The organism is Fannyhessea sp. C0108B2 (assembly GCF_056583915.1).
Map to the genome: position 1 here is coordinate 169,784 of NZ_JBWPJQ010000003.1, position 12,674 is coordinate 182,457.

15 protein-coding genes are annotated in these 12,674 nt (G+C 40.5%); 8 read left to right on the forward strand and 7 right to left on the reverse strand.

The window, feature by feature from the left end:
* Positions 1-20: 20 nt before the first annotated feature.
* The 4 genes from rplT to AC1DBT_RS02735 all read left to right on the forward strand — a co-directional run bounded on the left by rplT (position 21) and on the right by AC1DBT_RS02735 (position 2,637).
* On the forward strand, positions 21-380 hold the full coding sequence (gene rplT, locus AC1DBT_RS02720; RefSeq protein WP_006303444.1) for a 50S ribosomal protein L20: 360 nt from the start codon (positions 21-23) through the stop codon (positions 378-380).
* Between the two features lie 439 nt (positions 381-819).
* Positions 820-1,818, forward strand: coding sequence for an ORF6N domain-containing protein (locus tag AC1DBT_RS02725; RefSeq protein ID WP_480018477.1), 999 nt, complete (start codon positions 820-822; stop codon positions 1,816-1,818).
* 196 nt (positions 1,819-2,014) lie between these two features.
* On the forward strand, positions 2,015-2,320 hold the full coding sequence (locus AC1DBT_RS02730) for a type II toxin-antitoxin system RelB/DinJ family antitoxin (protein ID WP_480018478.1): 306 nt from the start codon (positions 2,015-2,017) through the stop codon (positions 2,318-2,320).
* The gene (locus tag AC1DBT_RS02735; protein ID WP_480018479.1) at positions 2,317-2,637 is read left to right on the forward strand and encodes a type II toxin-antitoxin system RelE/ParE family toxin; all 321 of its coding nucleotides are present in this window, start codon (positions 2,317-2,319) and stop codon (positions 2,635-2,637) included. The genes AC1DBT_RS02730 and AC1DBT_RS02735 overlap by 4 nt, the downstream gene beginning before the upstream one ends.
* 199 nt (positions 2,638-2,836) lie before the next feature.
* Here AC1DBT_RS02735 and AC1DBT_RS02740 read toward each other — a convergent pair whose 3' ends face one another.
* The 6 genes from AC1DBT_RS02740 to AC1DBT_RS02765 form a co-directional block, all read right to left on the reverse strand.
* On the reverse strand, positions 2,837-3,016 hold the full coding sequence (locus AC1DBT_RS02740; RefSeq protein WP_480018480.1) for a hypothetical protein: 180 nt from the start codon (positions 3,014-3,016) through the stop codon (positions 2,837-2,839).
* Positions 2,997-3,269, reverse strand: a complete 273-nt coding sequence (locus tag AC1DBT_RS02745) for a type II toxin-antitoxin system Phd/YefM family antitoxin (protein WP_480018481.1) — start codon at positions 3,267-3,269, stop codon at positions 2,997-2,999. The genes AC1DBT_RS02740 and AC1DBT_RS02745 overlap by 20 nt, the downstream gene beginning before the upstream one ends.
* A gap of 110 nt (positions 3,270-3,379) precedes the next feature.
* Positions 3,380-3,868: a hypothetical protein gene (locus AC1DBT_RS02750; RefSeq protein WP_480018482.1), complete on the reverse strand. Its 489-nt coding sequence runs from the start codon at positions 3,866-3,868 to the stop codon at positions 3,380-3,382.
* A gap of 98 nt (positions 3,869-3,966) precedes the next feature.
* Entirely contained in the window at positions 3,967-5,277 is a 1,311-nt protein-coding gene (locus tag AC1DBT_RS02755) for a hypothetical protein (RefSeq protein ID WP_480018483.1), read from the reverse strand.
* A 632-nt stretch (positions 5,278-5,909) separates the two neighbouring features.
* Positions 5,910-6,320: a hypothetical protein gene (locus AC1DBT_RS02760; protein WP_480018484.1), complete on the reverse strand. Its 411-nt coding sequence runs from the start codon at positions 6,318-6,320 to the stop codon at positions 5,910-5,912.
* A 113-nt stretch (positions 6,321-6,433) separates the two neighbouring features.
* Positions 6,434-6,532 (reverse strand): type II toxin-antitoxin system mRNA interferase toxin, RelE/StbE family, encoded by a 99-nt coding sequence (locus tag AC1DBT_RS02765; protein ID WP_480018489.1) that lies wholly within the window; start codon positions 6,530-6,532, stop codon positions 6,434-6,436.
* A gap of 197 nt (positions 6,533-6,729) precedes the next feature.
* Here AC1DBT_RS02765 and AC1DBT_RS02770 point away from each other — a divergent pair, with 197 nt between their 5' ends.
* The 3 genes from AC1DBT_RS02770 to AC1DBT_RS02780 all read left to right on the forward strand — a co-directional run bounded on the left by AC1DBT_RS02770 (position 6,730) and on the right by AC1DBT_RS02780 (position 9,831).
* A complete protein-coding gene (locus AC1DBT_RS02770; RefSeq protein ID WP_480018485.1) occupies positions 6,730-7,971 on the forward strand; it encodes an ATP-binding protein in 1,242 nt (413 codons plus the stop codon).
* Positions 7,972-8,503: 532 nt separating this feature from the next.
* Positions 8,504-9,148 carry a helix-turn-helix domain-containing protein gene (locus AC1DBT_RS02775; protein ID WP_480018486.1) on the forward strand — a complete coding sequence of 215 codons (645 nt, stop codon included), beginning with the start codon at positions 8,504-8,506 and terminating at the stop codon, positions 9,146-9,148.
* A gap of 248 nt (positions 9,149-9,396) precedes the next feature.
* Positions 9,397-9,831, forward strand: a complete 435-nt coding sequence (locus tag AC1DBT_RS02780) for a hypothetical protein (RefSeq protein ID WP_464360587.1) — start codon at positions 9,397-9,399, stop codon at positions 9,829-9,831.
* Between the two features lie 637 nt (positions 9,832-10,468).
* Here the strand turns inward: AC1DBT_RS02780 and AC1DBT_RS02785 are convergent.
* The gene (locus AC1DBT_RS02785; protein ID WP_296157720.1) at positions 10,469-11,953 is read right to left on the reverse strand and encodes an aldehyde dehydrogenase family protein; all 1,485 of its coding nucleotides are present in this window, start codon (positions 11,951-11,953) and stop codon (positions 10,469-10,471) included.
* Between the two features lie 45 nt (positions 11,954-11,998).
* Between AC1DBT_RS02785 and AC1DBT_RS02790 the strand changes: the two genes are divergently transcribed.
* Positions 11,999-12,214: a hypothetical protein gene (locus tag AC1DBT_RS02790; protein WP_416448021.1), complete on the forward strand. Its 216-nt coding sequence runs from the start codon at positions 11,999-12,001 to the stop codon at positions 12,212-12,214.
* The last annotated feature ends 460 nt before the right edge of the window (positions 12,215-12,674 follow it).

Below are 12,674 nucleotides of genomic sequence, written 5' to 3' on the forward strand. Positions count from 1 at the left end.
TCTTAAGGAGTTGATGAGATATGGCACGTGTAAAACGCGCAGTTGCAGGTCGTAAAAAGCGTCAAACACTCGTAGAGCGCTCAAAGGGTTATTACGGAGTAGGCTCTCGTACCTTCCGCGGTATGAAAGAGCAAGTTCAGCATTCTCTTCAGTATGCATATCGCGATCGTCGTAATAAAAAGCGGGAGATTCGTGGTCTTTGGATTCAGCGCATTAATGCTGCTGCTCGCTTGAATGATCTTTCTTACAGCACTTTTATGCATGGTCTTAAAGTTGCTGGCGTTGAGCTCGACCGTAAAGTTTTGGCTCAAATTGCCTGCGAGGACGAACAAGGCTTTGCTGACTTGGCTGCAGTTGCTAAAAAAGCATTGGCAGAGTAGGCATACATATCGTATTGCCATTATTAAGTGTATTGCTAAAACCCGATCTTGCATGAGGTCGGGTTTTTCTTATAGCGTTTTTGTCTATCTGTTTTGGTATAGAGTAAAAACCGATCAGTACTTTTGTAGGGAGTACACAAATTATTGTGGAACAAATAGACAATGACATAATTTTGTCTTATGGCTTTGCATGCATATGTTGAGAGCGTGGTCTTTGCTTGGTTGATTATACAAGTAAGTAGAACACTTGAGGTTACACGAGTTAGTAGCACGTTTTTATCAATTTATCTAAATTGTTTGATTTAGTAATAAGACGTTTTACATTTTCTCAGTGCAATTTTAGCATTCCTGGATGTTCTCATAACTTTTGAAGTCAAGCAATGCCTGTGTTTTACTTAGTGTTAGATTTAAGTCTGAAATTAAGGGGGAGGTTTATTTCATGGCAGAAGAAAACAGAGAAATTGTAGTGATAGATGAAACTACAATGAAAAGTAAGATTTACTATATAAGAAATCAAAAGGTTATGCTTGATTTTGAACTTGCTGAAATATATGGATATGAAACAAAAACATTTAATCAGCAAGTCAAGAATAACATAGAAAAATTTGATGAAGATTTTAGATTTCAACTTACAAAAGATGAATGGGAATTTTTGAGGTCAAAAATTTTGACCTCAAAATCAGATGAAGGTTCAGGTGGTAGAAGATATATGCCTTATGCCTTTACAGAACAGGGAATCTATATGCTTATGACCGTATTAAAAGGAGAACTTGCTGTTAGGCAAAGTAAGGCTTTAATACGAATGTTTAAGCAGATGAAAGACTTTATAATCGAAAATCAAGATTTTATTAGCTCAAAAGAATTAGTGCAAATAGCAGTACAGACAAATGAGAATACAAAGGATATAGCTGAAATAAAGTCGCAAATGGCTACAAAAAAAGATTTGAAAAAGGTGATGGATAATTTTATAGATCCGGACACTTACAAGCATTTTCTTTTGATGAATGGAGATAAAATTGAAGCGGATGTTGCCTATACTAAAATATATAAGTCTGCAAAGAAAAGCATTTATGTTATAGATAACTATATAGGACTTAAAACATTGGAACTTTTAAGAGCTGCAAAAGATAATGTTGAAGTCATTATATTTAGCGACAATGTCAGAAATAAAGATATGCTTACAAAAAATATCCTAAACGATTTTAGAAGAGATTACCCTAACATCAACTTAAAAATGAAGATTGCAGGCAAAAGGTATCACGATAGGTATATTGCAATAGACTATGGGACAGAAAATGAAGCCTTTTATCTTTGTGGAGCATCATCAAAGGATGCAGGAAATAAAATATCAAGTATTACCAAGATAGAAGAATCATCTAAGGATATGTATCATACAATGTTTGGGGGAATATTAAACAATAAGAATTTGAAAATTTAACTTTGCTGACTTGGCTGCAGTTGCTAAAAAAGCATTGGCAGAGTAGGCATACGAATAGTATTTGCCATTACTTAGTGTTATTGCTAAAACCCGATCTTGCATGAGGTCGGGTTTTTCTTATAGCCTGTATTTACTAATGCGCATGCAATGCCAATACAATGTTGTATAATCATCGTAAGAAACAAGGGGTGAATATATGGCAAAAACAGCTAACTTGTATACTCGGATAGACCCAAAGCTAAAAGAGCAGGCAGAGTATATATTAAATTCTTTGGGTCTTTCTCCTTCGAGTGCTATTACCATGTTTTATAAGCAGATAGTTTTGCAGCGGGGGCTTCCTTTTGATGTAAAACTAGGCTACAGTAAGCCGCTTGATATAGGCTCAATGAGCAAGGACACTTTAAACGCAGAATTGGAAAAAGGATATCAGTCCATACTATCGGGGAATGTAAATCCTGCAGACGAGGTTTTTGAGTACTTGCATAAGGAATTTAACCTATGAGTTACACGGTGTCTATTTCACACGAGGCTGAAGCAGACCTACGGGGTATCTATGCCTATATTACGTTCAATCTCTTGTCGCCGAAAAATGCTCAAGGACAAATAAGCAGGTTAGAACAGGCGATATTGAGCCTTGGTGAGTTTCCCGCACGACATCGTTTAGTGAGCTTTGAACCTTGGAAAACTCGAGGTCTTCGCGTCATGTTGTGTGATAATTTTCTTATTCTTTATTTTGTTTTTGAAGAAAAACACGAAGTTACTGTTTCTCGTGTGCTTTATGGGAAAAGAGATATTGAAAAGGTTATAAATGACGATTAAACCTTTTTGCGATAGCTTTTTCAATGGTCACTCGCATAATAATGATAGTTATTAGGAATAGTTATTCCAGTAGGGCGTCAATATTTCGTTTTGAATATAGAGGCCTTCGCACTTCCATAGTGTCGCCCGCGACAACGTAAAAAACAGAAAAGTTGCGTACGTTAATCCTGTAATAAGGATGTGCTCGTGTTGTTGATGATTAGTAAGGAGCAAATAAGAGGGGTGATTTAAGTCGTTTATCGATTGCTAATTCTATATCGTCAACAAGTCTGTGAGCAGCTTTTGGATTTTGCAGTGTATTGGTTATATAGCCAACTGTTTCTAATAAATCTTCTTTGAATAGCGGTAGAAAGGTTAATTTATAGGCGTTCGTGTTCATTAATCCTGCTCCTTGCGCTATCAAAGACCTCGTCTTTAGAAAGACGCGTAGAAGTGTTTGCGGCAAAAGTATCTGCTTCGTCGAGTTTGCTTTCAACGTCGTCAGTGAGGGCAGAGTATTGTTTGATGCTCATGAGAACCATAGTTCCATAACCGTTTTTTGTAAGGAATACTGGTGTATTTGAATTTATAACTATTTCTTCTACTTCTGGGAATTTATTTCTTAAATCGGAAACTGGGCGAATATTGATCATAGTAGTAACCTCCTTTTATCAAAAAAGTATCATAATATTATCAGAATTACAATTATATGGTGGTCTAAAACTCTAAAATACCGTATTTTGCGTGTGTAATAAGTATGGTTTTACTGCCGCTCTGTTTTGCGTTCTTCCCAGAACACAAGGAGTGTCACCACGGCACCAGCCAGGATTGTAGTGATGGTGTCAATCTGCGTCCCAGGGCTCCAAGCATAGCTAACAGTTGGAAATTTCAGCACATCGCAGGCTATATACTCGCCAAAGACGATAGTCAACAGCGTCACTATAATCACTGCCGCATCCACGATAGCTATAACCCTTCTGCGATGCAGAGAAGTAGTTATTATGGCAACCAATAACTGAATCAATGCAGCAACAACCCCGCATGCCATGAGAGCATAGTATGGGGCATACAGAGCAGAGGTGTTCCACCAGAAGCGATAAACTAGTATTACTAGGCCTGCCAGCACGGCTAGCAGGGGTACTAGCCGTAACCTTTTCCATTTAGCGGTGGATACGATACTATGTTCCTCTGCCATTTGAGTACGACTATCCGCCATGCAATCAAAGTATTTTACTAAAGGTTTGTATGGCATGATATTTTTCCTCTGGAATAAGTATCCCTATTCTACCGTATCAGCCGCTTCACCCACTGGTTCAGTCTGTATTGAGGACAACGGCATAAGTTACAAGACTAGCTTGTTGACTCCGTAAGATACGCTATCGTATGTTCAATTCTTTGCTTACATTCATCGCTTTGGTCCCAAACACCGCGCCCAACATAAGTTTGTGCCATACGAACAAACGGCCAACTACCATAGGGATGCTGGAGAGCTGCCACCAATTCGGGATTGGAAACCTTTTCTAAGGAGAAATTTTCCAGTTTATAGATGTCCATAACAACGCGGACATATTTGTCAGTATATCGAGGAATACCAATTGCTGCCACTCGATCATCCCAGTTGGGTGGATGAAGAAATACTTTTGTGCCAGGTCGAAAATGTCGTGTGCCATGGACAAGCCGTTTATCTTCTCCTATAACATTTTCAGCTTGCACCGTTGCAGTTAGGCACCAAATCCACGCAGGAATTTTTGGTCCAGCAGCAATCACCTGAGAAAATGATGCATAAAACTCTTTTAAGTGATGACGCCTAAATACTTGAGACATTTGCCCGTCAAAGATTCTGGTACACACCCACCCTCCACCAGCTATAAGAGTGAAATCACACGCGTAAAATGTGTTATACGTTATATTTCTAAAGGCATCTACCATTTGCTGAGGCGGCGTTGGCACTTTCCGCGCAGGCTCTATTCTATCTTCGTTATTATCATTTTCACGCTCGCGGATTGGCGCGAGTGAGGATTGAAAAAAGGGCTCCCCGTAATAATAAAACACGCGATACACCACAGGACGGCCCTCATAACAGACGCGCGGAGCATATAATTCAAAGAATGCTTCTCCCGTAAACGTATTGCCCTTTTCTTGTATGAAATCGTTTACACGCTGCTTGTACGTACTGAAAAACTGTTCACCAATGAGGAAATATTCTCCCTCAAAATCAAATAACGGCCCATCGTCATCTCTAATGACATACACGGTTGCCGGTTCGTAATCACCACCGCATGAACCGACCAGCGCGCCGACATTAGTTTTATCAAGCAGGTATTTTGATAAGCTGGGATTATACGCTACCCTGTAGTCCCATTGGCCAGAAAAGGCTGTACTTGCGTCTGTTATGAGTTTATAACCGTGCAAAGACAAATCATGCGCAAGACGCTTATAATTTTCCTCGCTCGTTGGGTGACAGCGGAGAATAGTTGGTAAATTATGCTGCGAAGCCAGCTCACACTCGAGAGCTTGACCCTCGAGAAAACTATCATAGTTGAAACAATGGACTTCAAAGAGAGGGTTTTGGCATGCGATACTCCACTCGCGCCTCCAGGACTTTTCAGGGTAAGAACTATCGTGTCGAGACGCCGCAAATAACAATGCGATCGTGTACATAGTGATCCTCTCTATATAACGATGACACCTTCGTAAGCGAAGGTGTCATCAAAGAGCCTGACCCATTCTGGGTCCGAACTAAGCAGTTCGCATATTTATATGTGCAGGTATTAGTATATCGAACAAGGAAGCATTAGGCAATCGCGATGGTGAACAATAATGTCAGTACATCCTTGTGTTGTTATGCCATTGCGGAACAAAAAGAAGCACACTCATGCGGCAACACTCCTGGTGGTGTGCTCATAGTGAAATGGCCATTAAGTGCAAATTAGACACGTATGGCTACTATCTTCTTGCTATCTTAGGCAATATCGTAAAATCATTCTAGTTGGCGGTAGTGCAAAACCCTGGCATACGGAAGAAGGCGTTCTGATTGCGGGACTACTTGACTTCCTGCTGAATCCAGAAATTATATATCAATAGTTGAATGCTGATGAAAGTGTAACTTTACTACCCGTTCTATCAATTTAATAAGAAATTTAAATTATGCCAGCAAAGTAAGATGACAGCGGAAACGTGGTGTTCAGAAGTGTATAAGAATTCTTATTCTCAATAAATACTATAGAAAATCGCGTAATGCAACCCATGTGGGGGGCGTTGTATTGGTACTATGAGCCTCATGCCGAGCACATTTAAGCTTTGTGCTTTTTGTTTCTTCTTCGTAAAAACTCTTTAACAATGATTGGAATTATAGTTGGAATACATTCAAGAGTAACAAAAAATGTAATGTACGTATAAGTCCAGCTACTACCCAATTGTTGAGGAGACTCTTGTAATATCAATAAATCAATGGCTGGTGCGATAAGCGCTATGGCAATGGTTTTACAAACTCCTAAGTTTTCGAGTGTTTTTTGATTGACAACGATTGAGTAAAGTACAAGTCTTGTTAAACCAAATACGTGAGCTATGAAAACTAATAAAACAGGTGAGTCATAAGCAATTTCTGGGTTAAACAATCTAAGTGAGTTAAGGATTAGTCCTAAAAGAGGTAATAATAATGAAAAAAGGAATAATCGTATAGCTTGATATACAGATTTCTTCATACTAATCTCCTTAACACGTATTTTCGTAACCAGTAAGTCTCGTAACTAGCGAGTTTTAGCTCACAGAAGGTATCTAGAGCATACCAAAAACCCACATTAAGTGGAATGGTCATTTACAGGTTGAACAGGTCTGCGTGGCTTCCTGTGCGGGAAGCAACGAGAATAAGCTCGTCTTCGCTAACGGCGTAGATTAAAAGCCAGTCTGGCTGAATGTGACATTCTCTAAATCCTTGGTAGAGCCTCTACAGAGCGTGGCCTTTGTATGTTAGGTCTAACGCAGAGTTCATATCTGACACATGTGTCAGAAGAATTCATTGACTTCTCTCGGATGCCGTAATAAAGTAAGGAGTCATACACGCTATGAAATAAATGGTACAAAGCGTCAAAATAATTCAATAGGATTTTAAATATGGACATTAAAAGAGAACACTACTTACAGCAGCTCATCAATAAAAAAGATGACGGAATGATCAAAGTGATAACCGGTATCCGCAGATGCGGAAAATCATATCTCTTGGATCCGTTATACCGTAACCATCTACTAGCTGAAGGCGTACCTGCAGATCATATAATCAAAATAGAATTAGACCGTGCTATCAACAGAAAATATCATAATAATCCAGAACAATTGGAACAAGATATTTTGACTCTGATTAAAGATAGCGGCCCCTATTATCTTATGTTGGATGAAATTCAGTTAGTAGAAGGATTTGAGTTAGTTGTAAACGGGCTTTTACATGAGCAAAATCTTGATATTTATATTACGGGAAGCAACTCAAAATTCCTTTCATCAGATATTATTACTGAGTTCAGAGGGCGCGGAGAACAAATACATGTTCACCCTCTTTCGTTTGCTGAATTTTATGCAGCTTCGGATTTTGATAAAACTGAAGCGTGGAATGAATATATTACTTACGGTGGCATGCCACTTAATATGTTTAAAAAGAGTGATAAAGAGAAGGCTGCATACTTAAAAAATTTGTTCGAGCAGACTTACGTTCGCGATATTACAGAGCGCCACGGAATCAAACGCGTGGACGTTATGGATACCCTTATCAATATTCTTGCATCTTCTATTGGTTCATTAACAAACCCTAAAAGAATATTTGAAACTTTTAAAAGTAAAGGCGAAAAGGAGCTGTCATTAAACACCATTATTTCCTATCTTTCTTATGCAGAAGATGCTTTCATTGTCAAAAAAGCATCGCGGTATGACATAAAAGGAAGAAAATATATCGGTGCTCTTCAGAAATATTATTTTTCTGATTTAGGGCTTAGAAATGCACGCCTAAATTTTAGACAGCAAGAAGAATCGCACCTCATGGAAAACGCTATTTATAATGAGCTCATTATGAGAGGCTATAACGTTGATGTTGGCATCGTTGAAATTCGCAACGGAAATAAAAAAATCCAAACAGAAGTAGATTTTGTATGCAACTTTGCCGACAATAAATGCTACATCCAATCTTCTCTTAACTTGGTCACCCACGAGAAAACGCTGCAGGAAACGCGTCCTTTTATGCATATAGCAGACAATTTTAAGAAGATTATTATTGTAAAAGATCGTACCAAACCTTGGGTGACGGAAGATGGAATTCAGGTTATAGATATTATTGATTTCCTTCTTGATGAAAAGTTTCTGGAACGATAATGACTAAATCTTTTAACATGCCTTTCTTATTGTTAAAAAGTGCACCCAATTTCCATGCTGTGCACTAAAAAAGTGTAGCCATACTCGGAGTTCTCTCAATCCACGTGAAGAGTGTCGTATTGATGTCAAGGGCAAATTAGGTGGGTGCAATTTGCCCTTGTGTAGCAGGTCTTAGCGAGGACTACCGTTAAAAGTTTAGCGTGCGGCGGCTTTAGGCTGGCTCAGCGCGCTTTTTGAGCGCGGTTTACTATTTTTTTAGGCGAGTGATTATTAATTTAATTATCTATAGATTTAGTTGCTTGTGTTTTGGGGAACAAACCGTCGCGATAATCGTAAAAAAGTTCCCTACATTATTTGCATCCTTATGCTGTTACAGTTGGTAACTAAAGTGTTTCACCTTATTTCTTTTTCCGTTGTAAATTATTTGTTAGTTTGTAATTAGACGGTATCTAAATCAAATGTTTCAATACTAATTTAGTTTCCGTCAAGTAATTTCATAATGCGTAATAAGTGATTTGAGAGGAATTTGGAAATGAGCAGTGGCGTATCTTTGGGAGAAAAAATTAGAAAGGCTCGTCTGGAAGCTGGGTTGACGCAGGAGGAGCTTTCGGAATTATTGATGGTATCTCGTGCTGCTGTAGCAAAATGGGAAACGAATCGAGGTTTGCCAGATATCGAGAATCTGAAATTTATTGCATCTGCTTTAAACGTGAGTGTTGATTATCTTTTGGATGAGAACAATAGTGTTGATTTTTCTGTTATTAAGAAGCCTATTAATCTCAATAAATATGGTTTCGATAGTAGTTTGAGCGGTTTTAAGAAGTCGAAAATTAAAGAGCAGATTGTCCTAGATGAATATCCTGACTCAGAAATCAATATGCTAACTGTTGTTAAGACTTATAACAGTTCATCTGAGAAAATGGTGGATAATTTTGTTGGATGGTTTTCTACTCTCCTTGGAGGATTGCCATTGTTTGGCATGCATGATTTCAGTAAAGCTGTTGCCGCTCTTGGGGCTGATCAGTATTATTTGGTGGATAAAAAAGATAAGCAGTATTTCGTGCTTATAACTGATGAGTATATTATGAGCAGAATTATGGGAGTGGCTTTTAATAGTAAAAAGTTTCGTATTGGAGATAAGGAATTTATGAAAGTTGGTTTGCTCCGTAATAAGTAGTAAATGGGTGGGTCTGGTTTTAATATTTTTTCTCATAATATTTGTCGATAAAAACATGACTAATGGAGAGCAGGCGACCGAAATAGTTAAAAGAGTAGCTGGTAAATATGCTTTTGTGATAAATGCAATTATGGCAATTATTCCCATTAGGTGCATTAATATGAATGCTATTGTTACATTTACTTAATAGTTTGTTTTATAATCCTTTGCCTAAGAGTTGTGTTAACGAAAAGGAGGCTAGTGGTGTTATGAGGAGTAAAACTATTTTTTGCAAAAACATTTTTCAAAGTTGTCTTGTTATGCTTCTGCTGCTAAGTACTCTCTTTTCTCTTGCTGGATGCGCTGACGATAATGAGAAGGCGGAGCTTGCGTCGTACCATTGGGAAACAGTAGCGGTGTCTCAGGAAGAGTTTCGTATACCAGAAAACTATATGAATAAAGATGAGTTGTATCTCTTTGTGTCACGAGATATTCTGGATTCTCATTATGATTTGTCTAAAGTCACTCTTGGAGATAAACCCATCAAATTAGTTGACTCATCGTTCAATTTACCTGGTTCAGGACTTAAAGCTTTATTTTTGGTTGGGAAATTTGATTTAAAAGACAAGTCAAGTTCTGTTGTTCTTAAAGTACCGGGTATTAATAAAACAGGTGATGTTGCTATAGGTTATAAGAAGAAATAGTAATATTTTGCACTCAAGAATCAAGCTATTAAGCCAATCTTAAACCTTTTAACGATAGCTTTTTCTATCATTAAAAGGTGCACCTCTTTTTTTTGTTTGTATATTTGGTTGTATCATACATTATTTTTCTACTAGAAGTTGTGCTTTATGGAAAGGAAAATTTTATGAATGCGAAAAGCTCACACTAATTGATAAAAGTTAAAAAAATTCTTTAACAAAGCTTGAATGGGGGTGCGGGCAATTGGGAACAGCTCGCTTGTGATGCCTACTTTATCTGCTGGTTCTACCCGTTAAAAGCCATATTACAAATATACTGCCAGGTACGATTTGGTAAAATTTTCAAGGAAAAATTCAAAGAAGAAGCCGTATGTCCAGTTACAATCTGTACCCGTGATCGTACACCGTTCTATAAAAACGCAGCACACACACCGCATAGTGTTGCGGATTCGTGCATGCTGCGCTTCGCCTTTCTCTGATTATGAATACCACGCGCCGCTTCCTCTCATCATGCATGTGCTGGTATAGCATACCCACACCTACACAAGATGCCCACATCAGCGGCACATGGGCTCCTCGATTTCCTGCGTGTTGTGCGCGGTTGCGCGCTTACGCGGGCGTTTTGCGCGACTGGCGCGCTTTAGTGCTCGGGATAAAATCCGCTGGGCGCATCGTTCAGGTTGATGATGATGTTCTTCACCTGCGTATATGCTTCCAAAATCGACAGGTCGGTTTCACGGCCGATGCCCGACTTCTTCACGCCGCCAAACGGCGCCCCGCCAGGCACTTGGTTGTAGGTGTTTACCCACATGCGGCCGGTTTCAATGGCACGCGACACACGCAGCGCGCGCGTAATATCGCGCGTCCAAACCGCACCGCCCAAGCCATAGTCTGAATCGTTGGCAAGCTTCACCACTTCGTCCTCGGTCTTGAACTTCATAATCGCAGCTACAGGACCAAAAATCTCCTCACGCGCAACACACATATCGTTCGTTACATTGGTAAGCAGCGTTGGCTTGAAGAAGCAGCCCTTCGCTAAATCGCCCTCGGTATTACGCTCGCCACCTGCTGCAATCGTAGCCCCCTCTTCGCGCGCGATGTTCATGTACGACGCAATTTTCTTCATTTGCGCTTCATTGATTTGCGCGCCAATTTGCGTTTTCGGATCAAGCGGGTTGCCCTGTATTACGCGGTTGAACTGCTCCGTTGCGCGTTTCACGAACTCGTCGTAGATACCTTCCTGCACAAACACACGCGAGCCAGCACAGCACACTTGCCCTTGGTTGAACAAAATTCCCAGCATTAAGCCGTCGATGGCTTGGTCCATATTGCAATCGTCGAAGAAAATGTTCGCGCTTTTGCCACCCAGCTCAAGCGTTGCCGGAATAAGCTTGTCGGCTGCCGCGCGCGCTACGTTGTAGCCAACACTGGTTGAACCCGTGAACGCAAGTTTGCGCAGGCCAGGGTGGTCAAGTAGGAACTGACCGCTGCTCGAGCCCTTCCCCGAAATGATGTTGATAACACCAGCAGGAACAATGTCTTGGATAAGCTCCATCAGCACAATCACGCTCAGCGGCGTGCTGGACGAGGTTTTGAACACGGTGCAGTCGCCTGCCGCCAGGACGGGCGCCAGTTTCCACGCGGCCATCAAAAACGGGAAGTTCCACGGCACAATTTGGCCGACAACGCCGATTGGTTCGCGCATGACGATACTCAATAAATTGCCATCGAGCAGCCTATTTGAGCCTTGCTGCGTTTGAACGGCGCTGGCAAACAAGCGAAAATGCTCGGACGAAAGCGGAATATCAATGTTCATAGTTTCGCGAATGGGCTTGCCGTTGTCGAGTGTTTCGATGGTTGCAAGGCGCTCCTTGTTAGCGTCAATAACATCGGCAATTTTGTTCAGGATGGCGCTGCGCTGGGTAACGGAAGTGTTTTTCCACGCGGGGAACGCACACCACGCAGCTTTCACAGCGCTGTCAACGTCTTCTTTGGTGGCTTCAGCAACGTAAGCCAGGTGCTCGCCGGTGGCGGGGTTTGTGGTTTCAAAGGTTGCTCCGTCGGACGCAGGAACAAATTTTCCGCCGATAAACAGGTTATATGTATCTTTCAGTTGTACATTCATGGTAGACTCCTTACAATTAAAGTACGCGTGAAGCGGTGTGCCTCGATGTGCGGTTGCAAGCTTGCGGTATGCGAGTTGCACGTTGCACAGTTGCAGCCTTGCGATGGTGCACGTTGCGCGCGTGCGGTGTGCGCGTTGATCCTTGCGAAGTACCTCGGTGCGATGCCTCAAAAGGCCGCGCGGCTTGCAATGTTTCTTGTAGGTGAAGCGCTCTGCTTCTTCATTACGTTTACACCGTATCGCAAATCTGATATGGAATAAAGCTCCAGAATTGTTTTATTTTTAGGAAAATCTAATGAACATAAAGAAAACTAGGATGGATAAGTCCAGTTCCATACAGGCTTAGACTCTTGGCTGCATAAAAATAACATAGCAGTCATATAAAATGCTACGCTAAAAAAGTTCCCTACATTATTTGCTTTCTCACGGTGGGGGCTTGCTGGTTATTCCGGAAAATAAGGTTCCTGAGTCTAATAAGTTGCTTGCTGGGGTTTGTATCGAATATGCAAACTATAGAATAGTGAATGACCAAATGCATGAATGCAAACCGGACAAGTACTGGAATGAAATGTTGCCAAATTATCCGTAGGAAGCAAAAAACGGTTGACTATTGCCTTAAAGATGGTACTATAAATAGCACCAAAGTACTATAAATGTAACCAAAAGGCGTTCATATGGAAGTTGTCATCACAAATAGGATAGCGGTATTCCGCAAAGAAAA